Genomic DNA, 23,445 nt, shown 5'->3' on the forward strand with positions numbered 1-23,445 from the left:
GCGATGCACCATGAAAAGCATCACCGCAGAAAAGTCCAGTCAATAGCAAATTCAGTGGTCAGATTGCTGGGTGGCCAGCGGCATCTGAGTGAGTCGCGTCGTCGATCTCTGACATCGAAGATGCTTCCAAAAACACGACAGCTGAAGGATTGAGATAAAGCAAAGCTTCTCTGAGGGTTGGGGAAGACCGTCCGTATCTGTTTCCCATGCAGGAAACGTTTGTATCAATTACTGAGTTCGGAGCTCTTGGTGGAAGTCAACACACCACCCACGCAGAACTCATGGGTGGACGTACACCCATCACCACAGAGGCAGTGCTGGCCTACAACCAGCTGCGTAACTTTCTCAACCTGAAGCCAGTCTCGATTGAAGACGTGGGGCGATGGGCTTTCGCTTCGGGTTTGACAAACAACACCACAGCCTCCGGACAGGACGAAGCAGGAGTGGGGCTTTGGTACGCCATGCAGGGTGCCAAGGTCGGTTGGATTGCCGATCAGGCCTTTCATCCGGAACTGCTGGCCGATCTTCAACGATTGGCACGACTTGGCGATCCAGCCGATGTTCTGGCGTTGTCCCGACGGGTGGATCAAGACGGCTTCATCGAACACCTCGAAGCCCATGGAGGCATCGAAGCCTTCATCAACACCCTGAGGATGGAACCCCACTACGGCGGCTGGATGCATTCCAGAGCCCATGGATGGCGAACCATTGAAGGGGGTGCCATTGCTCACGACGTGAACCACCTCACCGTGCTGAGCCATGACCAAACCAGGTCATTCATGAACGACACCTTCGACTGGCCGCAATGGCCGGCTCTTGAAGTTCCTGATTCTGTGGTGATCGACTACTTCCAGAGCATGGTGACGCTGAGCGATCCCACGGGGTCAGGCCCTGACGGAGTCGATCCATCTCCTCAGCCACAGCCCTCTCCTCAACCTCAACCTCAACCTCAACCTCAACCAGACGACAACACGCTCGACGTTCAGATCAACGGTGATCTCTGGTGGAACGGCTTCACCGCTGACATCACCCTCACCAACACCTCCGACAAGCGACTCAACGACTGGACCTGGAGCTTCACCAGCCCCCACACCATCAGCGGTGATCCCTGGGGAGCCAGCCTTTCAACCACTGATCTCGGCGATGGCCGCTTCCGCCACACCTTGTCCGGAACGGGCTGGGGACGACGGATCAAACCCGGACAGTCAGTCACCGTCGGCTTCAACGGCACCCAGCAGGTCGACATTGGTCAGAACGGACAGCTCGATGCCTCACTGCTGCTGGCTGATGACAGCCCCATCCAACCCCAGCCTGCTCCCAGCCCAACCCCAACTCCCCAACCTCAACCTCAACCGGAACCGGAACCAGCACCAGAACCAGAACCACCACCAGCACCCAAACCTGTTGCTGATTACAGCGAGGCGTTGGGGCTTTCGCTGTTGTTTTACGACGCCAACCGCTCCGGTGACCTTGATGAATCAACCAACCGTGTCCCCTGGCGTGGGGATTCCGGGCTGCGTGATGGGCAAGACGGCATCTATTTCGGCGATGCGACAGCGGAGAACCTGCAGGTTGGTCTCAACCTTGATCTCACCGGTGGGTATCACGATGCCGGCGATCACGTGAAGTTCGGTCTACCCCTTGCCTCGACCCTTTCAACCCTGGCCTGGAGCGGAATCAGCTTTGCTGACGGTTACGCCAACAGCAACCAGATGGATGCCTTGCTGAACACCGTCCGATGGGGAACGGACTATTTGCTTAAGGCACAGGGGACTAATGCCATCGGAGAAACCACGTACTTCATTGCACAGGTTGGAGATGGGCAGGCAGACCATGCTCTGTGGAGCGCACCGGAACAACAAACGGTTGAACGTCCGGCGCTGGCCGTCACACCAGACAACCCGGGTAGCGATGTCGCCGCGGCGAGTGCTGCGGCCCTGGCCTCCGCATCCGTGTTGTTTCGAGAGACGGGAGACTCCGGATATGCCGACACCTTGCTTGAGGCCTCGGAATCTCTGTTCACATTTGCTGATCGCTATCGAGGGCGATATTCCGACTCCATCAAGAGCGTTCAGAGCTTTTACAACTCATGGAGCGGCTACAACGATGAACTGGCTTACGGAGCAGCCTGGCTGGCCAGGGCAGTGGATGCACAGGGGGGAGATGGTGACACCTATCGCTCCAGAGCTGTCGATCTCTATCAAAAGGAGATCGGCGGTCTCAACAACGGCTGGACCCATAACTGGGACGATGCGTCCTACGCCACAGCCGTTCTGCTGGCGCAGGATGCTGAATCCGCTGGCAGCCTCTCCGACGTTCGTGGCTGGCTCGACAGCTGGGTCAGTGGCAGCAATGGAGTCCATCTGACGGATGGAAACCTGCGCCACATCAGCTCATGGGGATCTCTGCGCTACGCGGCCAACACCGCAATGCTCGCTGCTGAAGTCGCCGACAAACTGATTGATCCCGACGGTCGCTACAGCGCACTGGCTTCCGAAAGCATCGACTACATCCTTGGAGACAACCCAAGGGAATCGAGTTACCTGGTCGGGTACGGGATGAATTATCCGCAGCAGCCCCATCATCGAGCCGCCTCAGGCGTGGGCTGGGAGAACTTCAACAACAATCAGCCGAATGCCTATGTCTTGGAAGGAGCTCTGGTAGGAGGTCCAACGGCGCCCGACGACCTGTCTTACACCGACTCCCGCAGTGACTACATCAGCAATGAAGTCGCCATCGACTACAACGCTGGCCTGACAGGTGCACTCGCCTACCTCAATCAGGTCTGATCCGAACGTCGCCGCAAGATCCCGATCAACTTCTCCATCACGGGGGGCAAGGGAGCTTCGAACACCATCCGTTCCCCACTGATCGGATGATTCAGTCCCAGCTGAACCGCATGCAACGCCTGACCAGGCATCTCGATCGGCAGCCTGCGGCACCTGCTGTAGGTGGGATCGCCCACCACGGGGTGATTCATGTGGGCGCAATGCACCCGAATCTGATGGGTGCGACCCGTATCGAGCTTGAAACGCATCAAGGAGTAATCACCAAAGCGTTCCAGCAAGCTCCAGTGGGTGCAGGCATGACGACCGGCGTCACCACTCACCACTGCATATTTTTTCCGATCGACTGGATGTCGGCCAATGGCTCCAACAATCGTGCCGCTGTCTCCACCGGGAACGCCATGCACAACGGCGAGGTAATCCCTTGAAGCGATCCGCTTCTGGATCTGAACCTGCAACCGCACCAAAGCCTCCTGAGACTTGGCAATCACGATGCAACCGGTGGTGTCCTTATCCAGTCTGTGAACGATCCCCGGCCGCAGTTTGCCGCTGATCCCAGGCAAATCCGGACAGTGATGGAGCAAGCCATTAACCAGGGTGCCGTCCTTGTTTCCTGGCGCGGGATGCACCGTTAATCCTGCCGGTTTGTTGATCACGATCAGGTGGCTGTCCTCGAAAAGCACATCCAGATCCATGGGCTCCGGCTTCAAATAAGGCAGCGGCTCCGGCGGCGGCATCCAGAGCTGAACCTGATCTCCCTGGCGAAGAGGGGTTTTGGCTTTCCCTGTCGTTCCATTCACACGGACATAACCAGCGTCGATGAACTTCTGGATCCGGGCACGGCTTTGCTCGCTTCGCTGGCTTACCAACCAGCGGTCCAATCGCATCGGCAACGGCTTGGGATAGATCAGGGTCAGCAATTCCCCCTCCCCCTCTCCGAATCCCTGGGTGAACAGCTCCGGCGGCTCCGCTCTTCGACTCCTTGCGCTCATCCAGGCAGCTCCAAGGCAATCCGGCCGAGAGCCGAGCGACGGAAATCATCAAGCAAACGCTGGGCCATACGACCCGTATCGGCAGAGGTATGGCGCTCTGATGACGCTTCCAACCAGAGAGCAGGATGCAACGTCTCCCCGGATAAAGGGATGCCGTACCGCTTGTCGAAAATGTTGAGCATCACGCCGGCCTCCTCCCGTCCCTGCAGGTCGAGCAACAGCTGGAGGAAAGCCTGTGCCACCAGTTCACCGTCATAGGCGGCCTGGCCGATGTCATCGCAAAGAGCCAGATGCAACGCGGCCTGCTGGTCATCAAGCCGTGGGGGCAGGACACCCGGCGCATCCAGCAGATCCAGATCCTGGCCAAGACGCACCCAGCGGAGGGTTCGGGTCACCCCGGCGCGACGGGCGCTGGCGACCACTTTCTGTTTCACCAGTCTGTTGATCAGGGCTGACTTGCCGACATTGGGGAAACCAAGCGTGAGAGCCCGCACCGGGCGAGGGCGCATGCCCCGTTGACGGCGTCGCGCATTCAACTGATCACCAGCACGGATGGCCGCCTGCTGAACCTGCTTCACGCCAGTCCCCGCCTTTGCATCGCACCAGACCGTGCGTTGCCCCTGAGCTTTGAACCATTGCTCCCAGATCTCGCGAGCCCGATTTGTGATCATGTCCCGTCTGTTGATCACGAGCAGGTGCTGTTTGCCCTTCACCCAACGATCCAGATGGGGATGACCGGTCGCCATCGGGATGCGGGCGTCACGCACCTCGATCACCAGATCCACCTTGTCCAGATTGCGGCTGAGTTGCTGTTCAGCCTTCGCGATATGCCCTGGATACCACTGAATGGATGGGGTGGTCACGGCACAACCAAGACCGGACAAGCCGAGTGCTCGATCACCTTCAAGGCGGTGCTGTCCATGTCCTGAGCAGGATTCAAGCCTTGAAGACCCATCACAATCACATCCACATTCAACTCAGTGGCCAGAGAACAGATCTCGAGCGCTGAGCAAGCGGGCCGTTCCACGACCGCACAGGGGACTCCCACATGTTCCACAGCCGTCAGGGTCCGTTGAAGCAACTGGACAAGGCTTTCCGACAACCCTCCTTCAGCAGCGTCCTGGACTCCCACCAGCGACAGACGTGAAAGACGGGATGCGTGCTCCTCAGCGAAGCTGATCACCTTCTTAACGATTTCCAGGGCTTGGTTCCGTTGTTCGATCGGGAACAAAACGGTCTCAAACATGTCGGAGCCTCTGGCTAGGAGCACGGGTTAACCTCCTCCCGTTTTCATACCGCACGACACAACCCCATGGCGAAGCGTTCCCTGGCCAGCCTCAACGCCGGCGATCTGAAAGGCAAACGCGTCCTCGTGCGGGTTGATTTCAACGTGCCCCTCGATGACAGCGGTGCGATCACCGACGACACCCGGATTCGAGCGGCCCTGCCGACGATTCAGGACCTGATCAGCAAGGGCGCCAAAGTGATTCTCTCGGCACATTTCGGCCGTCCCAAGGGTGAGGTGAAGGAGTCGATGCGTCTGACCCCTGTGGCAGCTCGCCTCAGCGACCTGCTCAGCAAGACCGTCACCAAGACCGACAGCTGCATCGGTGCAGACGCTGAATCCAAGGTGTCTGCCATGAACGATGGCGATGTGGTGCTTCTGGAGAACGTTCGTTTCTTTGCCGAGGAGGAGAAGAACGAACCCGGCTTCGCCGAAAAGCTGGCAAGCCTGGCGGATGTCTATGTGAACGATGCCTTTGGCGCCGCCCACCGTGCCCATGCATCGACCGAAGGAGTCACCAAATACCTCAAGCCTGCTGTCGCTGGCTTCCTGATGGAAAAGGAACTTCAGTACCTCCAGGGCGCTGTGGACGAGCCGAAGCGTCCCCTTGCTGCGATCGTCGGTGGCTCCAAGGTGAGTTCCAAGATCGGTGTGCTTGAGGCTCTGATCGACAAGTGCGACAAGGTTCTGATCGGCGGCGGCATGATCTTCACCTTCTACAAAGCACGCGGTCTCTCGGTCGGAAAAAGCCTGGTGGAAGAGGACAAGCTCGAATTGGCCAAGGAACTGGAAGCCAAGGCCAAAGCAAAAGGTGTGGAGCTGCTGCTGCCGACGGATGTGGTGCTGGCAGACAACTTTGCGCCTGACGCCAACAGTCAGATCGCCGACGTGACAGCCATCCCTGATGGATGGATGGGGCTGGACATCGGTCCTGATGCCATCAAGGTCTTCCAGGCTGCCCTGGCCGATTGCCAGACCGTGATCTGGAATGGCCCCATGGGTGTGTTCGAATTCGACAAATTCGCCACTGGAACCAATGCCATCGCAACAACCCTGGCCGAACTGAGCGGAAAGGGCTGCTGCACGATCATCGGTGGTGGCGACTCCGTGGCTGCCGTGGAGAAAGCAGGCCTGGCCGAGAAGATGTCCCACATCTCAACGGGAGGCGGTGCCAGCCTTGAACTTCTTGAAGGCAAGGTCCTTCCTGGAGTGGCTGCTCTCGACGACGCTGCTTGATCAGAGGCCTGGTCTCAAGTTGACCACTGGTCCGCTCCTGAATCAGGAGCGGACCTTTCTGTAGGCGCCGTCAAGCGCGACGACCCTTGCGATCGCCCTTCTGACGCCCCTTCTGTTTGTCTTCGATTGGGGGCAACCCAACCTGGCGACGGACAGGATTGATGTAGGCCCGGTAGTCGGCATTGAGGGCACGACGGGACTCCCGCTTCTTTTGAACACAGCCCTTGTAGGACTGAAGATTGTTCGCCTGACCAATGCAGCGTTTTTCCTTCTCCAGAATGGAGATCCGTCGATTGAAACTCTGACGTTTCCAGGATTTTTTGGCTCGGAACAGCTCTTCCTGTTGTTCCGGCGTTAAGCGCGCTTCGCGACGCATGGAGAGGTCGCCCCCATCGTCGTAAATGTATTGAGCACGAACGACACTGATTGGACCAACGGCCAGGATGGCAGCCGCCGATGCGAGCAGAGCGGAACGACGCAACGCTTTGCCGGTGAAAAGACGCTTAGGCATGAAAGAAAATCTCCAGATCAAACCGTTCACACTCTGACGACAGCAAGGGGCGAAGATCTGATCGATTTCCCTCCAAAACATGACCAGATCTGACTTGCGTCTCGGAATGGTCGGTCTCGGCGCGCTCGGATTGCCAATGGCGGTGAATTTGAACAGCGCTGGTTTCCCTCTCCATGTGCACACGCGGAGTCGAAAAGCGGAACGGAATCCTGCTCTGCTGGGCAGCCAGGGATGCGCCACAGCTGCGGAAGCCGCCTGTGGCGTCGATGTTCTGGTGGTGTGCGTCAGCGATGACGCCGCCGTCAACACGGTGCTGTTCGGTCAAGGCGGTGCTGCCGAAACCCTGGCGGAGGGCAGTCTCGTGGTGGACTGCTCAACGATCGCCCCATCAACCTCCCGAGCTGCCGCAGACCAGCTGGCGCTCCAGAAGGTCAACTACATCGATGCGCCAGTCACCGGGGGCACGGAGGGGGCACAGGCCGGCACACTCACCGTTCTCGTTGGAGGAGAACCCTCCGATCTCAAGCGGGCGCGTCCTGTCCTGGACATCATCGGCGGCACCATCCATCACTTCGGCCCCGTGGGGAGTGGGCAGCAGGTGAAAGCCGTGAACCAAGTTCTCGTGGCAGGAAGCTACGTCGCCGTCGCCGAGGCATTGGCTCTTGGAGAACGGCTTGGACTACCGATGCCAGCTGTGGTCGATGCACTACGCCATGGCGCCGCTGGCTCATGGGCTCTCAATCATCGATCCGGCGCCATGTTGGAGGGGCACTATCCGCTGGGATTCCGCCTGGCGCTCCATCACAAGGATCTTGGAATCGCACTCCAGGCAGCTGCTGATGTCGATCTGAACCTGCCGATCGCAACCAAGGTTCGAACCATGGAGGAAGACCTGATGACAAACGGCCATGGAGCAGAAGACGTTTCCTGTCTGCGCCGCTGGCTGGATCAGGCCGGAAAGCCAGAAGAATCGTAAACAGCGGGAAGTGGCCTAGCGAGCAAGCTCCCGCCGATCACTCACCACGCGAACCCGCTTCGTAATCGTCACGACACCGTCGGGATGCACCAGCATCGCCGCCCAGTTCTGCACACCAGGCCTCTGAGGGGCCTGCACCATTTTGAAGAGACCACCGCCACCAAGGGGTTCAAGCGAGAGGTTGGGGCTGATCTGCTGTTCCACCTGAGCTGGTGTGAGGCTGAGCAGACCGCCCGCCACAATTGCCTGCCCCAGGGGTTCCTCCACAATCACGTCCACGTCGTAGCGGCTGCCCGTGAGCACCGCATCGGGGATCGCAAGGGTGATCGGAAGACTTGTTTCGCCGCTGCGCAGCAACGTCTGTTCAGCCAGCAGTTCCTCGGCCAGCAGGCGATCAGCCTCAAGGCGAACCGCGAGCCGCTGACTTCCCACAAGGCGATACCTCAGACCATCTGAACGGCGCTCACCACGCACCGTCACCTCCAGGATCTGACGCCCTGAGCCATCACTGGAAACACTGCGCACTGTCCAGCTTGCGTCGGGAAACTCCTTTTTGAAGCGGGCCAAGCGTGCTGACAGACCAGGCAGCGTGGCCGGATCAACCAACGCATCGATGGCACCGGCATCCACCCCGTTCAAGGCTGTTTCCAGCCGAGCGTTGAAAGCATCGGCAGCTCGAACCAAAGGAGCTGTAACCGGCAGCAAAAACGCGCTCAGAGCAAAAGCGGCAGCTGCCTGCACTGGGAAACGCACCAGTTGGATCCCGAGAACCGCCTTAAGTTAAGCGGCTTCCATGGGGATGACCGCGGCATGACGAGGCTTCTCATCGCCGCCAGCGGCACCGGAGGGCATCTGTTTCCAGCGCTCGCGTTGGCTGAGGCAATACCTGAGAACTGGAGCATCCGCTGGCTTGGCGTGCCCGATCGCCTGGAGACAAGCCTTGTTCCTGAGACGTACAACCTGATCACCGTCCAGGCAGGTGGTCTGCAGGGACGCGGGCTCACCAAATTGATTCAGTTGTTTCGTCTGATCGGCGCCGGTTTTGCTGTGCGCCAACTAATCCGTCAACACAGAATCAAGGCCGTGTTCACCACAGGTGGGTACATCGCAGCACCGGCCATCCTCGGCGCCCGTCTCAGTGGATGCCCGGTGGTCCTGCATGAATCCAATGCCATTCCAGGCCGGGTCACCAAACTGTTTGGGCGTTTCTGCCATGTGGTGGCCGTTGGCCTGCCGGCCGCAGCAGAACGGATTCCGGGCAGTCGACCGCAAATGACCGGTACTCCAGTTCGAAAGGCCTTTTTGGAGACCCAGCCGATGCCGGCATGGGTTCCCCAAGGATCCGGTCCACTCCTGGTGGTGATGGGTGGCAGTCAGGGGGCTGTCGGCCTGAACCGCATGGTTCGAGCGGTTCTTCCGAACCTGCTGCAGCGAGGTTGCCGGGTCGTCCACCTCACCGGCCGCAATGACCCTGATGTGGGAGGCGTCCAGCATCCCCTGCTGGCGGAACGACCCTTCAGCGATGAGATACCGGGCCTGCTTCAACATGCCGATCTCGCCATCAGTCGAGCAGGTGCAGGGAGTGTGAGCGAACTAGCGGTCTGCGGCACACCGGCGGTGCTGGTGCCGTTCCCCCAGGCAGCAGATCGACATCAGGATGCCAATGCCGCCTGCGCAGCAGAGTTCGGCGGTGCCGTGATCGTGCATCAGCATGAACCGGAACACCAGGCGCTTGCCAACAGCCTCGAGCGACTGCTGGCCCGGCGTTTAAATCACGAAAGTTCGTTCAGCGATCCGCTGCCGCTGATGCAAGACGGCATGAAGAGACTCGCCGTGCGCCAGGCCGATCAGGATCTTGCAGCCATTGTTCAAGCCCTGATCGTCTGATGCAGCGCGTTCAGAATTCTGCGGTTGTCCTGTCGTTGCATCAGGCTGATCCTGAGCCAGTGGTCATCGAGGCCCTGGAATGAGCGGCAATCACGCAACAGGATGCGATGTTGCTGCTCCAACGACTCCTTGACCGGTAGCAATGAACGCTCGGACCGGATCAGGAGAAAATTGGCCGCGGATGGCATTGGCTCAAGTCCCGGACATTCCGCCAGCTGTTGCTGCATCCAGAGGCCTTCACGGGCTGTCCAGCGCTGAACCCGATTGCTCCATCGCTCATAACGAGCGCCGTTGCCCATGAGTTGTACGCCGACGGATGCAGCTGGACCGTTCACAGGCCAGGGGTCCCGCCAGTCGGTCCATTGCTGCAGGCGCTTTGGTGCCGCAATCGCATAGCCCAAGCGCAAACCGGCGATCCCAAAGAGCTTGGTGAGACTGCGAATAACGACCAGATTGGGATGGTCAGCGACGAGTGAAATCAACGAATGTTGCTCGCCCTGGGGAACGAGAGGCAGAAAAGCCTCGTCGCAAATCACCAGGGCAAAGCGATCCAGCAAGAGCTCCAGGGAGCTTCGGCTCCAGAGCTGCCCCGTGGGGTTGTGGGGATTGCAGAGCCAAAGCACATCGCCGGAGCCTGGATCCGGGAACACCTGGGGAAAAGCGCTTGCCCAGCGCAGTGGCATCACCCTGTGGCGGGTTGTTGCCTGCCAGGTGCTTAAGGCACGGGAGTAATCAGCGAATCCAGGTGCCAAAAGCACATTCAGACCAGCAGAGGCGGCATCGCGTGCAGCCCAGGTGAACAGCTCAGCAGCGCCATTCCCCGCCAGAACCTGTTCCGGATCGAGGTCGTGGACATCAGCGATCACCTGGCGCAGGCGCTGCTGCCTGCGATCGGGATAGTCCCGAAGGATCTGCCTGGTATTGAGACGCAACCAAGGGGTCCAGGGAACGAGCGATGCACTGGCATCGAGCAACTGCTCCGGCCGGCACCCGAGCTGTTCGGCAAGCGCATCACGGTTACCGCCATGGCGCAGGTCGACGGCCATCCCTGCTCCCGATACAACACAAGTACATCTCCAGCGTCGCCCACAGCCATGCCGCCAAGAGGCCTGCTGATTTCAGTCCTGATTGCGACGTGGGTTACACCAGCACAAAGCCAGACGTCTTCTGCGGTCGATCTCATCCGCGTTCTGCAGGAGCGACGTTGCCCCGCATGCCGGCTGGCGGACACGGATCTTGTCCATGCCGACCTGCGCGATGCCGACCTCAGCGGAGCACAGCTGCAGCGAGCCAACCTCGGCCAGGCCCGTTTGGATGGAGCAGACCTCAGCAAGGCTGATCTCAGCTTCACCAGCCTGCGTGGCGCTTCGCTGCGCGGCGCCGATCTGCGCGGCAGCCGCCTGTACGGAACGGATCTACGGGACGCGGATCTCAGCGGAGCCCTGCTCGACAACGACGCACTAGAGCAAAGCCACTGGCAAGGCGCCAAGGGCATTCAGACCGGAATTCGCAGCCATGCAGGCCTGCACAACGCCGGCGTCGATGCAGCTCAGCAAGGACGCTGGCCGGAAGCCGAACGCCTCTTCAGCGCAGCCATCCTCGAAAATCCGGAAGAGCCTCTGAGCTGGGTGGCCCGTGGCCTCAGCAGAGGAGAACAAGGGAAAAATGCACTCGCCGCAAAAGACCTGGCCTACGCCGGAACACTGTTTGCCGCCAGCGGGGATCAGATCAAAGCTGAACAACTGAAACTGGCCAGCGAGCGTGTTTACGACAAGCCACAACAGAACGGAGCATCGGGCAACGGCCTGGGCTCAGCCCTGCTCAGTGGAGCACTCTCGGCTGCGCAGGCTTTGGCACCAGTCGCTCTGAAAGCACTGATGCCGATGATTCCCTAGCGATCAACCATTCCTCAGTGATCAACCGCCCGTGCGCAGGAGTTGACGTGACGAGGGGGTGGCCGGTCGGTAGCCATAGCCGTAGGTGCCCCCCTGTTCATCGTCGATGACAGTTGGGGTCACAATGATGACAAGCTCGTCTTTGTTGCGAGTAGAGCTCGAACTGCGGAACAAGTGCCCCAGAATCGGGATGTCTCCCAGAACCGGCCATTTCCGAGACTCCTGATTATCGGTTTCCGAAATCACGCCGGTGAGGATCAACGACTGACCGTCTCGCAACCTGACATTACCGGAACTAAGACTTCGTTTATTAATATTGAAAATTGGAACTCCTTCCTGCTCTCCAGCCGATTCAGCAACAGAAATTACAGGTTTTAAATTAATCGTAACGAAACCATTGTCATCAATTTTTAATACATCAAGAGCAACGGTCAGGCCAGCATTCTCACGTGTATTCGCGAATTCTTCATTGCCATTATCCAAGACGTTTTTCGAGACTCCTGTAATAAAACTGGTTCCGGCTTCTACTGTGGCATTCTCCCCTTCCTGCACCAGCAACGTTGGCTGAGAGAGTGTTTTTGCTGCACCAGATATAATCACCGACTCGATATAAGCGTAAAAAGAATTGTCAGGCTGACGGTACTTAGAGGGATCTTGACCTGGAACATAAACAGGCCGCCCATCTTTGTCATAAACGGGCTTCAGCGTCTGAGCAGTTGCTGGGTTTGTTGACGGTACATAAACGGGTTGACCATTTTGGTCATACACAGGAACCAGGGTCTGAGCCGACGATGGATCTGTCGTTGGCACATAAATCGGCTGACCATTGCTGTCGTAAACAGGAACCAATTGCGGCGCAGCATTTGGATTGGTGCTTGGCACATAAATCGGACGTCCAAGATCATCCAACTTGGGAACCAGCTCAGTTTCGCCATCCGCATTGGTCACATACTCCTGAGCCTCAACAAAAGCTGAGTTCGCCGTTTGCTGAGCGATCTGGGCATCAACTGTTCGTTGACCAGCCTCAACAGGATTGACAACCGTCTGGGCTGGAACCCGGGGAACTTTTCCTTGGTAAGCACCAGGCTCTCCATAGTTGTCACCAGAAGGGTCATACCCCCCTGTTCCTGCCGTATTACCAGGTTTGTAACGACCGAAATTGAGATGGGCATTACCGTTCTGACTTACGACAAAGGTGTCACCCATTCGCGCCGAGAAACTAGAATCGATGGTCTGACTATTTCTTAAGGCAACACTGAGAATCTGGATCTTGACAGCCACTTGGCGCTTACGCAGATCAAGCTGCTTCAAATAGGACTCAGCAACACTGATCAGGGACGGATCGCCTACAAGCGTTACTGTATTGAGACGTGAATTAGTGACACCACTTAATCCAAGCAATGGACCAGTGGCACTGCCAAAGGTTTCGGTCTCGGTAATGCTATTTCTCGTCTGGGACGCATTGTTGCTGATTTGTGACGACCCTACGGTTTCTGATTCACCTGTTGTGATCTCGATGGTTTTCACATGGGTCATCGCAGCACCGAGGCTGGCGAGATACTGCGCAGCTCCTTCAACACCAACCTGATTTAAACGAAACACTTTGGACATTTGCGGACCAAACGTTTTGGCCGCCACTGTTGTCCCCACTAACAATGTGCGTCCATCCAGTTTTCCCTGGAGTCCGGATGCCATGAGCACACTGTTCAACGCCCGATCAAAACGCTCATCTCGAAAAGCCATGCTTACAGGACGACCGAATGAACCCTCTGTGTCCGCCGTCGTGGACTGATCCGGATCACCGACATACACAAATCCATAACCTCCCAGTCGAGCCAGGGACATCAGTGCGTCTTTGGCAGGAGCATTGTTCAGCGTCAACGTGACCGGTGGTCCGGTCACATTCACGAAACTACGATTGCTGATAAGCATGGTGCCAACCGCCATATCACCAACAGGAGGAGCCATGGCGCGAGGCTGCATCGGCGGCACATAGGTGGGCTGAGCAACGCGCCCCGGCCGACGTAAATCCAACTGTCCTGTTTGACGAACAACACTGGAAGTCCCCAATCCTGCGAAGCGGACGATCAAATCCTCACCGTTGGAGCTGATCCGAGGCGATGACAACGAAACACCTGTATCTGCCTGAATCAGCAATTCCAATCTGGATCCTGAACCATCCAGCTGGATGCTTTTAAGCCCTACATCGGGCATCGACAACTGCTGGGTTCCGGAATGGAACAAACGTCCTGACGAAGTGCTGAGACGCCCACGCCAGCTTGAGGAGTCCTGTTGTTGCTCAACTACGCGAGCCCCGGAACCGACACCAGCGATGACAATGTCGACGGTGTCGTCCAGACGCTGCACGCGCAATTGAACCGAATCGGTCTGCTGCGCCAGTGCGGAACGCGCGGTTGCAAAAGGCCCCGCTTCTGTAGCCATCGCCAGACCGACAACGAGAGCCAATGAACACAGTCGCTTCTGAGATCGGAACAGCACGCCAGAGCGACTCGATGAGCATGGTTGATTGGATGGTATCGATGAGAACGACCCACCACCAGCCTCAGAAGGGAGCCTCTCCTGCAGAGCCAGCTCCGGCTGCAGGATCGGAATTGGATGGATCCGTGGTCTTTATCTGATCAACGGGAGCCTGGCGGTCGTAGAACGTCAACTTCAAACGAAGATCGGTTTCGGCGATACCGCTCAGCTTGGCTTCCGACTCATCCCCACCTGGCGGGTCGACCGCTTCCAGTTCGAGATCGCTGCTTTCCACCAACACTTGCAGTCGCTCAACACGCTGAAGGAAATTCAGCAATGCGCCATAGCCACCAGTCACTCGCAGGGCCATAGACGTCCTCCGATAGCCCAACGTCTCCAGTGGATCACCAGACTCGGAGTTGGCGTCGGCGCCCTTCTGATTGGGGTTTTGCTTGGTCTGACGCTCAGGGGCATCGGAAGCAGACGAGCTGGAAGCTGGAGTGGAAGCAACTGGCTCGTATTGCATCAGCATCACGCCTGATGCCATGGACTCGCGGTTCAACAAAGCCAGAACGGTTTGAATGCTGTCGCTGTCGGCAATCAGATCCACCAACAGAGCCTGACGTTGTTCTGCCTGCTTTTGGGTCTGTTCTGCTGAGGCGATCGCCCTTTCAATGGCTGGCAATGAGCTTTGAAGACGCCGTAGTTCGTCAAGCCGTTGACGCAGCTCCTCGACGCGGCTATGGGCGGAACGAATTCCAAAAAGAAAAACAGCCACAGAAGCAATCGCTCCCGCCGACAGCGGAACAGCGATCAAAATCCGCTGCCGCGTAAACCAACCTCGTTTAGATGCTCCAGAAAGGTTGGTCATCCGTCAAAACCTTTCTGGCGCAGAAGTTCATAACGACGAGCAAGGCCCTCAGCACCCAGTGCGCGCAATTCAGCTGGTGATGCCCGAACCGATGAATCGATCGCAACAGACATGCTGAATTCCGTTAAGCCATCGTCTTCAGTGCTGGCCAGCTCAACCCTGGCACCCTGATCCGGAACGGCTGGCAATGACTCAAGATTCAGAGCCAGAGCATTGATTCGTACAAAAGCACCGGTCGTTGGGGAACTGCGAGCAAGTCCGGTCAAGGAAACCTGATCAGGAAGCACACTAACGCTGGTGAGCTGCACACCATCTGGGGTGACCTGACGCAGTTGCTGCAGAAAAGCTGAGCCCGATCGAACGGACACCAGCTGAGCTGAAATCCGTGCCGAGTCGTTCTCAAGAGCTTTGGTTTTGGCTTTGATCGACGTCAACCGTTGATTGGCGCCCTGGAGGCGGGCCTCAAAGGGTTGTAGGCGATCGACCTCGCTCTGCAAACTGTCTGCCTGGCGCATCAGCCAGAACCAGGCGCCAAAGCAGAGAATCAAAACAACCAGGCCGGTCAAGCCCCCTTTCAGAAGCAGGGCACGCGCCGGTTCAATCACAACCGGCTCTGGCAAAACGCCGAGCTCGGCTCGACGTTCACTCAGCAAATCAACAGACTCAACTGGTGGGACCGATGCCATCAGCTCTGCCCTACGCACAATCCCGCGAATGCCAGACGAATGAAGGGGTCCAAACCCCCCGATTCCTGCTCCGGCATCAGGGGAGAAGCAGTCCAGCTGTTATCCAAGACCAAGTGACGATCAGCAGCTGTCTCATTCATCAATCGAGCAGGATCGACCACCTTCTCTTCTGCAACAGTCGCTAACCAGCCAAAAGGCAAATTCTTTTGGCTTTTTAGTTTGCGCCAGGCCTGCACTGTGGTTTTGAACAGTTCCACTGCATCATCATTCGATCGAATGGATTGATCCACTTCTGGAATGCCATCTCGCAGAAGCAAAAGACGACAACCAGGCTGACCCGAGGACTGAATCATCCAAGCCAGATCACCGAACCAATCATCAGGCATTGAACGTTGCAAAGCACCTAACGCAGACGAAAGACTCCACTCGACCCTGCGAAGAGGGACATCGGCAGCCTCAACAACGTCAATCCAGGCCTGCAGGACACTTCTAACGACACCGATCACCAGAGTGTCGTCGCCGAGACCAAGCGTGGAGACATAGAGATTGCCAGGATCAAGTGAATCATCCAGCCCAGCCAGGTAGGCACGAGCTGATTCAACAGATTGGATGGAATCGTTCAAGCCAGCTTCGAACAACCGCCACCGACACGACTGGAGTGGCAGCACCAGCTCGATCTGCGCTCCAGGAAGATCACAATCCTGGAGGAGCTCACCAAGAAAATCACCGATGACCTCCGGTTGAAGCGGAACTCCTTCACGACAACAATCGGGAGGCAACGAACCACTACGCCAGAACCATTCATCACAGGTCATCCAGGAGCAGAAAAGACTGCTGTCAGTTATGGCGACAAGAACACGCTGGGCACGCAGCAGGCGCCTCCAAGACGCTTGCAGGCTTTGAACCTGTGGAAGCTCACCGAAAGACAGTGATGGCAATTTGATTGATTCACCCGAACAAGCTTATCGAGCTGAGCGCAAAGAAAAAGCTACGAAAGGTTTTCCTTCTCATCCAAGGCTCAGAAATCGCTCATTAGAAACCAAAACGCAAGCACAACTCCGTGACGATTATTGAATTGGTCGACCAGACAGAGCCATTGCATAAAGCCACCCCGAACTTTAAAATTCAGACAAATTACAACAAAAACTGAAAGTTAATGTCAGCAAGATTAATTAAAAATATCAATCCTTCCGGGAGCTCTTCTCCTAGGGATTTAGTATCAATTAATGGTATCGTCTATTTTGCAGCGGATCAACTTAACGATATTTCAACGGACGAAAATACTAGCATAAATGTTCCAACCTCTGATGGAAATGAAACAGAAAGTGAAGAAAACGAACTCAATCCTGAAGAATCAGATGAGAGTGAATCCGAGAACGGAGATGCAACCGAAGCAGAATCAGATTCCAGTGGATCAACAACTCAGGAATCAGATTCCGGTGAATCTTTAACTCAGGAATCAGACACGGCAGGTACAACACAATCAGGATCAAAGCCAAGTGGCCTCTGGAAAAGCGATGGATCGGAAGGAGGGACAATCCTACTTAAATCGTTCGACTCCGTAAGCAACTTAGTCGAAGCGAACGGACAACTTTATTTTGTCGCTGAAGTTGGAGGTCAGTTCCAGATCTGGGAGAGCGACGGAACCCAGGGTGGAACAAAACGCGTCAAGGATCTTGTTCCAGGCCCTGACAAGTCTTTCTCACAAGATCTGTTTGCACTGGATGGCGTCCTGTTTTATAGCGCCTACGACGCACCTGATGGCAAGTATCCAGAACAAAATGGATATGAACTTTGGCGTCGGGAGGGCAAAGGTGTTGGCACTCGTTTCTTCAGAAATCTCATTCCAGATGTTTACATTTTAGACCGAGAAATTACAACAGAAGCTGTTCCTTATATCGTTAACGGAGCCCCTGTTCTGGATGCAGAAGGTGAACCAATCAGCAGACCAGAACAAGTGGCCATTCTGACAACAGAAACGTACGTCGGAGATTCATACCCTCAGGAACTAACTTCACTCAACGGTAACTTATTCTTCACCGCAGACTCGAGCAGATTTTACTCTCGTGAGTCTCTCGCCGCATCAGAAAGTGCTCTCGTTGGTGGCACAGAACTCTGGTTCAGTGATGGCACTGAAAGTGGGACACGGCCAATTAATTTAAACACAAATGTCTATGATATCTACAGACCAAAAGATGGTACATATTACGCTGACTCACGCAACGAGTTTGGCACACCAACCGATGGCAGTTTAAATTATACATTACCTTACAGTGAATACTGGCTGAACCAAGTCTCGTCAAGCTCGTTTCCCAGAAACCTAACTCCCTTCAAAAACCGGTTATTTTTTGTTGCTAATAATGGTGTCAATGGTTTCGAACTCTGGTCCGTCGATGATGACGGTTCAGATGCCAGTTTGATCAGTGATGCCATCAGGCCAGGTATAACGAGCTCATCACCGGAGGAATTAACTGTAGTTGGTGACACGCTCTACTTCACAGCAGCGAATGATTCCGGGCGTCAGCTTTATGCCATCGAATCCTCCGTTGGCAGGTTCCAGTCCTCAGGTAGGGTCCCAAAACCAAAATTCGTCTCATCAGCTGGACGAGACCCACAGAATCTCACCAATATCAATGAACAGCTTTACTATTCATCGAAATCAGATCTAGGGCGCGAACTCTGGTCGGCCAGTGGCACAAAAGGACAATTCATTGCAGACATCAATCCTGGTGGTCGATCATCATCACCCGACAACTTTACATTTGTACAGACACTCTCTAATCAAAAAAATTCAAGCTCGATGTTCTTCACGGCTAACGATGGAGAACGAGGCATCGAAATCTGGAGACTTCCACTCGATCAAAAAAATGCCAAGCCGGAACGTTATTCGGATATTTTTCCAGGGCCATCAAGCAGTGATCCAAGGAAATTGGTCAACAGCGACCAGGTCCTATTTTTCAGCGCCAGCGATGGCTTTCTAGGTCGTGAATTATGGACTCTCGGGCCATCCATTAAAGGCCCAACAGGAAGGCCTGGCTCTGGGAGCTCCAAAATTCGCATAAGTGAAGGACAAACGTTTATTTATCGATTTACCACTGATGACGACGACAACGAGCAATGGAAAATCAATGGCGGCCTAGACAGTAAACTTTTCAGTCAAAAAAAGATGAAAAAGAAGGGTGAATTGTTCTTCAAGCAACCCCCCGATTATGAGCGTCCTAAAGACAATGGAAGTAATAATATTTACGAGGTTGCAGTTCGTGCAACGGACTCATCATCCAATCTTTCCTCTGATCAATACATCTATGTCGAAGTTTTAGACGAGCGAGAAGGTGGCCCCGGTGATGGCGAAGTCATTGAAGACATCAATACTGAGGAAATCATTATCGACGATGGGGCAACGGATTCGGATGTTGATAACCAATCAGGGAAGACCGCTTCTCTGGTGAGCAACATTCGCAAAGGCCGGAGCGGTTCCAATCCATCTGGATTGGAACTCTTCAATAAGAGCCTTTTCTTTTCAGCCGACAACGGCAAATCAGGATCTGAACTTTGGGCGAGCGATGGCTCTTCGGCATCAACCCGACTCATCAAAAATATCAACCCAGGAAAGAAAAGTTCATCACCATCGAATCTAATCAACTTTAATAAGCGCCTTTACTTCTCCGCAGATGATGGCCAAAAAGGGGTAGAGCTTTGGAGAAGCAATGGCATAAAAGATGGGACAAAACGCGTTGCAGATATTAATCCCGGTGCATCAAGTTCAAATCCATCCAACATGACGACTCTGGATGGAGCTTTACTATTTGCTGCAGACAATGGTCAAGACGGCCAGGAACTTTGGAAATTTGATCCAATAAACGACAAGCCAAACCAACTTAAAAACATCAATTCGAATTCAGGCTCACTTCCAAGAGATTTAATAAATTTTGATCGCAATGTCTATTTTTCAGCTGAAGGAAATATTTACGGCCGAGAGCTCTGGGTCAGCGACGGCACTAAAAGTGGCACCAATCTCTTTCTTGATATCAATCCAGGCGGCTTCAGCTCCAATCCCAAAGATCTGACAATCTTCAAGGATGATCTTTATTTCACAGCTGAATCGTATTTTGGTGGTCGACAAGTGTGGACAAGCAATGGCAGCACAGGGGGGACGAACAAACTCTCACCAATCTCATCTCTACAGATTTTTTCCGATGTTGAGGAACTGACGGCCACCCCGGATCAGTTGTTCTATACAGCCCAAACATCAATCCAGATTGGAAACGAAATTCCAGCAGAAAACCAGTCGGACGACGTGTCTAATGCCACAAATTCAGAGGCGAGTTCAACCCGAAGTTCAGTCGGAAGAGAGCTCTGGATATCGAGAGGACCTGTCGACAGCATGAAGCTGGTACTTGACATTTATGAAGGGCCTGGCAGCTCTGATCCTACCGTGCTTACGGCGATCGGAAATGTCATTTATTTCAGTGCTGATGATGGTGTGAATGGCGAAGAACTTTGGGTCAGCGATGGGACAGACGTCGGAACACAACGCCTGACAGATATCAACCCAGGGGCAAAAAATTCCTCACCAAGAGATATCACAGGCATGGATGATTCCATTTACTTCACTGCAATCAACGAAAAAACTGGGCGCGAGCTCTGGCGCCTTAGTGAATCCAGCTACTCAAACTCAGTTGCCCGGGTCGTCCAAGCAAGGAAAGGATCGCGCAGCATGCGCGCAATAAAACAAACAAAGGATGAATTTGTCTTCAACCTTCCCAAGGAGTTTGGCAAAAATAAGGCCGATCAAATCATTAACTTCAGGCCCAGTGATGGAGATCAGATTCATCTGGACAGAGATATTTTTGAGGAGAGTGGAAAACGTATCGACCTCGTCACCGTGTCATCCATCCGACAGCTCAAGGCTCAGCAATCACAGCCAAGTCAATTCATCTACTTCGAACCCAGGGGACAGTTGTATTTTGATCGCAATGATGACCAATCCGGCTATGGAAAAAATGCTGGGTTATTTGCCATCTTGAAAGGCGGACCTGACTTAACAGAATCTGATTTCAAGATCATCTGATTCAGTCCTGCCAGGGCAAACCACTGCCAACCGCCTCCGTGATCGACCGCAAGCCGTGACGATCAAGCTGCAACAACAGTCCCTCCAGAATCGCCGGCACCAAGTCGGGCCCCTGAAAGATCCAGCCGGTGTAAAGCTGAATCAGGGAAGCACCGGCAACCATGCGTTCCCAGGCCGCCTCTGCTGAATCAATCCCCCCGACTCCGATCAACGGCAAGGCCGGGCCCGCACCGGCCCTCAACCGACGGATCACCTCGAGAGCGCGAGGCTTAAGTGGACATCCGCTGAGACCGCCAGGTTCTTCAGCCAGTGGTCTGCCGGTCTGCGGGAGACGCCTCTGCTCCAGCCCCAGCCTGTCCAAGCTGGTGTTAACAGCAATCACGCCGGCAAGACCTTCTTCAAACGCCAGACGGGCAATGCCGTCGATCGCCTCATCCTCAAGGTCGGGAGCGATCTTGACCAGCAAAGGAGGGCAGGCAGGCAGACGTCGCAATCTCTCCACCAACCAGCGCAGGTGGGCGGTGTCCTGCAGGTCGCGCAACCCTGGGGTGTTGGGGGAACTGACATTGATCACCGCGTAATCCGCCAGCGGTGCCAAGACCTCCAACGAGGCTGCGTAATCATCCGCCGCCTGATCGAGAGGCGTGACTTTGGACTTGCCGAAATTGATCCCCAAAACAGCCGGACGCTTCCCGGAAGGAGCGAGTCGCTGACGTTCCAGGGTCTTCAGCAGGGCTTTGGCGCCGTCGTTGTTAAATCCCATGCGATTGAGCGCCGCCTGTTCGGCGGCAAGCCGAAACAAACGCGGCCGAGGATTACCGGGCTGTCCATGCCAGGTGACGGTGCCGAGCTCCGCAAAGCCGAAACCAAAGCAATCCCAGATGCCAGCGGCAACACCGTTCTTATCGAAACCGGCCGCTAATCCAACAGGGTTACTGAACCGACAACCAAACAGCACCTGCTCCAAACGCAGATCCCTTCGCTGCAGTTCAGTCGCAACGCCGTTGAGCACCGTGGAGATGCCAGGCCAACCTCGGCGCAGACTGGCCTGGCCCAGGGCAGTTAAAGCGCTTCTGGACAGCTGCTCCGCATCGAGTCCTTCATCACGGCTCAGCACAGGACCCAGCCAGCGACGATAGAAATCACTGGTGGTGGGCGATCCAGCCTGTGAGCTCTGAGCCATGCGGATCCCTCAGGACTGTTCTGATCCTCCCTCGCGGCGGCGCAGCCGCCACCTCCCCGCCTGCACCGGGTCCACAGACCAGTCACGCCATCGCCAGCTGCTGCTGCGTTCCTGCAGTTGCTGCAGTGGCTGTTCAACAAGCTGCGCCAATTCCACTGCCGTGAGCGTGAAGGCTCCAGCGGCCAGACGTTCGGCAAGCTCGAGGCGAGTGAGCAGACGTTGCAGTTCAGCTGGTGCTGCGTCATCCGATGCTGAGGCCCTTGTTGACACAGGGGGGGACGTCAGCGCCTGCCCCCGCGAATAGGCAACGGCGATGCGATCCACCCGTTCATTATCCGGATCACCACTGTGACCTTTGACGTAAGAGAGAGGAACATCAGCCAGACGCGCTTGATCGAGGGCCTGCCAAAGGTCTTGATTGAGGACAGGCTTACCGGCGGCCGTTTTCCAGCCTTTGCGTTTCCAGCCGGCCATCCAGGAACCGAGCCCATCGATCAGGTATTTGCTATCGGTTCTGAGGGTCAGATCGGGATGGCGGGGCAGAGCCTTCAGGCGTTGCAGCAAGGCCAAAGCAGCCTGCAATTCCATCCGGTTATTGGTTGTTGCCGGCTCATGACCACCGAATTCCTCAACGCTGCCGTCCTCGAAACGAATCAATGCGCCCCAGCCCCCAGGTCCGGGATTGCCACTGCAAGCACCATCGGTTGCGGCAGCCACAACCCGACCACGCTCATCAGCCATTGATTCCCCCAGCCGGAGTTCGGTAGAACACGGATTGGCGTCGTTGATCACATGTCGCGAACCTACCGAAGGACCTCGACGGTGGCGGCCATCAGCCTGGGACTCGCCCTGGTGCTGCCCGGTGGAACAACGGCACGGGCATTATTCGACAGCAAACCTCTGCAACAGCAAAGATTTGCTGTTCTTGCTCAGCCGATCGGGCAAAACGACTGGAAGCTGCTGGTGCTCGAGCAGATCAAGACACGGCCGCTGTGCTGGACGCCAAGGTCAGATGGACTGATGGATCCGACGCTGAACACGTTCAACTTCAGCGGCATCTGCAGCCGTTATCTGGACAGCAACGGGTACTCCCTTCGCAGCGGCGGGCAGGACCTCAACCTTCGGTTTCGCCTGCGCTTGAAACAGAGGGGCAATCGCTTGCACCTCCAGGCCATTGATCCTGATCAGTCCATGCCGATCACGGTGGGGACAGCCACCGTGCCCCGGCGCGATCGCAATGGCTTCGTCAAGATCGCGCTGGATTCTGGATGGCGCCTTGAGCGACGGACATACCAGGGCCGCACCCTGAGCCATGTGTACTTCGCGCATCCAGACCCCATCAATCGCCTGCTGGCCAAGGCCGACAACAGCAGTTCGGGGGGATTTTCACGTCTTGGAGCTCCTCAGGCTCCAGGTCGACCCAGTCGCAAACCCACAGCAACAAGCTCTCGGGTTGCAAGCAGTGGACCGATCAGGCTTGACGTGATTCCGTATCGCCGCTGAGCCAAGCGATTGGCACAGTGACAGTCGCCAGAGCGACTTCATCGGGTGGCTGCTTCCATTTCTCAGGTCTAGTTTTTAATTGTGT

Annotated in this window: 19 protein-coding genes; 7 read left to right on the forward strand and 12 right to left on the reverse strand. The window is 55.9% G+C overall.

The window, feature by feature from the left end:
* Positions 1–206: 206 nt before the first annotated feature.
* Complete coding sequence (locus SYN9616_RS16145) at positions 207–2,789, forward strand: glycoside hydrolase family 9 protein (RefSeq protein WP_051411012.1); 2,583 nt, start codon at positions 207–209, stop codon at positions 2,787–2,789.
* Here the strand turns inward: SYN9616_RS16145 and SYN9616_RS0110445 are convergent.
* The 3 genes from SYN9616_RS0110445 to SYN9616_RS0110455 are packed head-to-tail and all read right to left on the reverse strand — an operon-like array spanning position 2,780 to position 5,024.
* A complete protein-coding gene (locus SYN9616_RS0110445) occupies positions 2,780–3,778 on the reverse strand; it encodes an RluA family pseudouridine synthase (RefSeq protein ID WP_028953030.1) in 999 nt (332 codons plus the stop codon). The two genes, SYN9616_RS16145 and SYN9616_RS0110445, sit on opposite strands and share 10 nt — an antisense overlap.
* The gene (gene ylqF, locus SYN9616_RS0110450) at positions 3,775–4,641 is read right to left on the reverse strand and encodes a ribosome biogenesis GTPase YlqF (protein WP_028953031.1); all 867 of its coding nucleotides are present in this window, start codon (positions 4,639–4,641) and stop codon (positions 3,775–3,777) included. Before ylqF ends, SYN9616_RS0110445 begins: the two co-directional genes overlap by 4 nt.
* Positions 4,638–5,024: a universal stress protein gene (locus SYN9616_RS0110455; RefSeq protein ID WP_028953032.1), complete on the reverse strand. Its 387-nt coding sequence runs from the start codon at positions 5,022–5,024 to the stop codon at positions 4,638–4,640. The genes ylqF and SYN9616_RS0110455 overlap by 4 nt, the downstream gene beginning before the upstream one ends.
* 66 nt (positions 5,025–5,090) lie before the next feature.
* On the opposite strand from SYN9616_RS0110455, the gene pgk reads away from it, so the two are divergent.
* Positions 5,091–6,299: a phosphoglycerate kinase gene (pgk, locus tag SYN9616_RS0110460; protein ID WP_028953033.1), complete on the forward strand. Its 1,209-nt coding sequence runs from the start codon at positions 5,091–5,093 to the stop codon at positions 6,297–6,299.
* Positions 6,300–6,369: 70 nt separating this feature from the next.
* Here the strand turns inward: pgk and SYN9616_RS0110465 are convergent, their stop codons facing one another.
* Positions 6,370–6,810 carry a hypothetical protein gene (locus SYN9616_RS0110465; RefSeq protein WP_156918761.1) on the reverse strand — a complete coding sequence of 147 codons (441 nt, stop codon included), beginning with the start codon at positions 6,808–6,810 and terminating at the stop codon, positions 6,370–6,372.
* Between the two features lie 79 nt (positions 6,811–6,889).
* Between SYN9616_RS0110465 and SYN9616_RS0110470 the strand changes: the two genes are divergently transcribed.
* A complete protein-coding gene (locus SYN9616_RS0110470) occupies positions 6,890–7,786 on the forward strand; it encodes an NAD(P)-dependent oxidoreductase (protein WP_028953035.1) in 897 nt (298 codons plus the stop codon).
* 15 nt (positions 7,787–7,801) lie between these two features.
* Here the strand turns inward: SYN9616_RS0110470 and SYN9616_RS0110475 are convergent, their stop codons facing one another.
* Positions 7,802–8,539 carry a hypothetical protein gene (locus tag SYN9616_RS0110475; protein ID WP_232200323.1) on the reverse strand — a complete coding sequence of 246 codons (738 nt, stop codon included), beginning with the start codon at positions 8,537–8,539 and terminating at the stop codon, positions 7,802–7,804.
* 57 nt (positions 8,540–8,596) lie between these two features.
* Between SYN9616_RS0110475 and SYN9616_RS0110480 the strand changes: the two genes are divergently transcribed.
* The gene (locus SYN9616_RS0110480) at positions 8,597–9,673 is read left to right on the forward strand and encodes a glycosyltransferase (protein ID WP_028953037.1); all 1,077 of its coding nucleotides are present in this window, start codon (positions 8,597–8,599) and stop codon (positions 9,671–9,673) included.
* Here the strand turns inward: SYN9616_RS0110480 and SYN9616_RS0110485 are convergent.
* The gene (locus SYN9616_RS0110485; protein ID WP_028953038.1) at positions 9,655–10,719 is read right to left on the reverse strand and encodes an aminotransferase class I/II-fold pyridoxal phosphate-dependent enzyme; all 1,065 of its coding nucleotides are present in this window, start codon (positions 10,717–10,719) and stop codon (positions 9,655–9,657) included. The two genes, SYN9616_RS0110480 and SYN9616_RS0110485, sit on opposite strands and share 19 nt — an antisense overlap.
* A 48-nt stretch (positions 10,720–10,767) precedes the next feature.
* Here SYN9616_RS0110485 and SYN9616_RS0110490 point away from each other — a divergent pair, with 48 nt between their 5' ends.
* Positions 10,768–11,568, forward strand: a complete 801-nt coding sequence (locus SYN9616_RS0110490; RefSeq protein WP_028953039.1) for a pentapeptide repeat-containing protein — start codon at positions 10,768–10,770, stop codon at positions 11,566–11,568.
* Between the two features lie 21 nt (positions 11,569–11,589).
* Here SYN9616_RS0110490 and SYN9616_RS0110495 read toward each other — a convergent pair whose 3' ends face one another.
* From SYN9616_RS0110495 to SYN9616_RS0110510, 4 genes are all read right to left on the reverse strand, one after another.
* Positions 11,590–14,034, reverse strand: coding sequence for a type II secretion system protein GspD (locus tag SYN9616_RS0110495; protein WP_232200335.1), 2,445 nt, complete (start codon positions 14,032–14,034; stop codon positions 11,590–11,592).
* A 97-nt stretch (positions 14,035–14,131) separates the two neighbouring features.
* On the reverse strand, positions 14,132–14,917 hold the full coding sequence (locus tag SYN9616_RS0110500) for a hypothetical protein (protein ID WP_028953041.1): 786 nt from the start codon (positions 14,915–14,917) through the stop codon (positions 14,132–14,134).
* Positions 14,914–15,603: a PilN domain-containing protein gene (locus SYN9616_RS0110505; RefSeq protein ID WP_028953042.1), complete on the reverse strand. Its 690-nt coding sequence runs from the start codon at positions 15,601–15,603 to the stop codon at positions 14,914–14,916. Before SYN9616_RS0110505 ends, SYN9616_RS0110500 begins: the two co-directional genes overlap by 4 nt.
* Positions 15,603–16,541 carry a hypothetical protein gene (locus SYN9616_RS0110510; protein ID WP_028953043.1) on the reverse strand — a complete coding sequence of 313 codons (939 nt, stop codon included), beginning with the start codon at positions 16,539–16,541 and terminating at the stop codon, positions 15,603–15,605. The genes SYN9616_RS0110505 and SYN9616_RS0110510 overlap by 1 nt, the downstream gene beginning before the upstream one ends.
* A gap of 218 nt (positions 16,542–16,759) precedes the next feature.
* Here SYN9616_RS0110510 and SYN9616_RS16570 point away from each other — a divergent pair, with 218 nt between their 5' ends.
* Positions 16,760–20,674, forward strand: coding sequence for an ELWxxDGT repeat protein (locus SYN9616_RS16570; protein ID WP_071991450.1), 3,915 nt, complete (start codon positions 16,760–16,762; stop codon positions 20,672–20,674).
* 1 nt (position 20,675) lies between these two features.
* On the opposite strand, the gene SYN9616_RS0110530 is transcribed toward SYN9616_RS16570, so the two are convergent.
* Positions 20,676–21,857: a quinone-dependent dihydroorotate dehydrogenase gene (locus SYN9616_RS0110530; RefSeq protein WP_028953046.1), complete on the reverse strand. Its 1,182-nt coding sequence runs from the start codon at positions 21,855–21,857 to the stop codon at positions 20,676–20,678.
* Between the two features lie 9 nt (positions 21,858–21,866).
* Entirely contained in the window at positions 21,867–22,598 is a 732-nt protein-coding gene (locus SYN9616_RS0110535) for a ribonuclease H (RefSeq protein WP_028953047.1), read from the reverse strand.
* A gap of 51 nt (positions 22,599–22,649) precedes the next feature.
* Between SYN9616_RS0110535 and SYN9616_RS0110540 the strand changes: the two genes are divergently transcribed.
* A complete protein-coding gene (locus SYN9616_RS0110540) occupies positions 22,650–23,360 on the forward strand; it encodes a DUF3747 domain-containing protein (RefSeq protein ID WP_028953048.1) in 711 nt (236 codons plus the stop codon).
* The last annotated feature ends 85 nt before the right edge of the window (positions 23,361–23,445 follow it).

The organism is Synechococcus sp. CC9616, from assembly GCF_000515235.1.
Lineage (GTDB): Bacteria > Cyanobacteriota > Cyanobacteriia > PCC-6307 > Cyanobiaceae > Parasynechococcus.

Excerpts from the sequence above, each read along its gene's own strand:
- SYN9616_RS16145 (WP_051411012.1), top strand. The coding sequence starts at position 207 with ATGCAGGAAACGTTTGTATCAATTACTGAGTTCGGAGCTCTTGGTGGA.
- SYN9616_RS0110445 (WP_028953030.1), bottom strand. The coding sequence starts at position 3,778 with ATGAGCGCAAGGAGTCGAAGAGCGGAGCCGCCGGAGCTGTTCACCCAG.
- SYN9616_RS0110455 (WP_028953032.1), bottom strand. The coding sequence starts at position 5,024 with ATGTTTGAGACCGTTTTGTTCCCGATCGAACAACGGAACCAAGCCCTG.
- pgk (WP_028953033.1), top strand. The coding sequence starts at position 5,091 with ATGGCGAAGCGTTCCCTGGCCAGCCTCAACGCCGGCGATCTGAAAGGC.
- SYN9616_RS0110465 (WP_156918761.1), bottom strand. The coding sequence starts at position 6,810 with ATGCCTAAGCGTCTTTTCACCGGCAAAGCGTTGCGTCGTTCCGCTCTG.
- SYN9616_RS0110470 (WP_028953035.1), top strand. The coding sequence starts at position 6,890 with ATGACCAGATCTGACTTGCGTCTCGGAATGGTCGGTCTCGGCGCGCTC.
- SYN9616_RS0110480 (WP_028953037.1), top strand. The coding sequence starts at position 8,597 with ATGACGAGGCTTCTCATCGCCGCCAGCGGCACCGGAGGGCATCTGTTT.
- SYN9616_RS0110485 (WP_028953038.1), bottom strand. The coding sequence starts at position 10,719 with ATGGCCGTCGACCTGCGCCATGGCGGTAACCGTGATGCGCTTGCCGAA.
- SYN9616_RS0110490 (WP_028953039.1), top strand. The coding sequence starts at position 10,768 with ATGCCGCCAAGAGGCCTGCTGATTTCAGTCCTGATTGCGACGTGGGTT.
- SYN9616_RS0110500 (WP_028953041.1), bottom strand. The coding sequence starts at position 14,917 with ATGACCAACCTTTCTGGAGCATCTAAACGAGGTTGGTTTACGCGGCAG.
- SYN9616_RS0110505 (WP_028953042.1), bottom strand. The coding sequence starts at position 15,603 with ATGGCATCGGTCCCACCAGTTGAGTCTGTTGATTTGCTGAGTGAACGT.
- SYN9616_RS16570 (WP_071991450.1), top strand. The coding sequence starts at position 16,760 with ATGTCAGCAAGATTAATTAAAAATATCAATCCTTCCGGGAGCTCTTCT.
- SYN9616_RS0110530 (WP_028953046.1), bottom strand. The coding sequence starts at position 21,857 with ATGGCTCAGAGCTCACAGGCTGGATCGCCCACCACCAGTGATTTCTAT.
- SYN9616_RS0110535 (WP_028953047.1), bottom strand. The coding sequence starts at position 22,598 with ATGGCTGATGAGCGTGGTCGGGTTGTGGCTGCCGCAACCGATGGTGCT.
- SYN9616_RS0110540 (WP_028953048.1), top strand. The coding sequence starts at position 22,650 with ATGTCGCGAACCTACCGAAGGACCTCGACGGTGGCGGCCATCAGCCTG.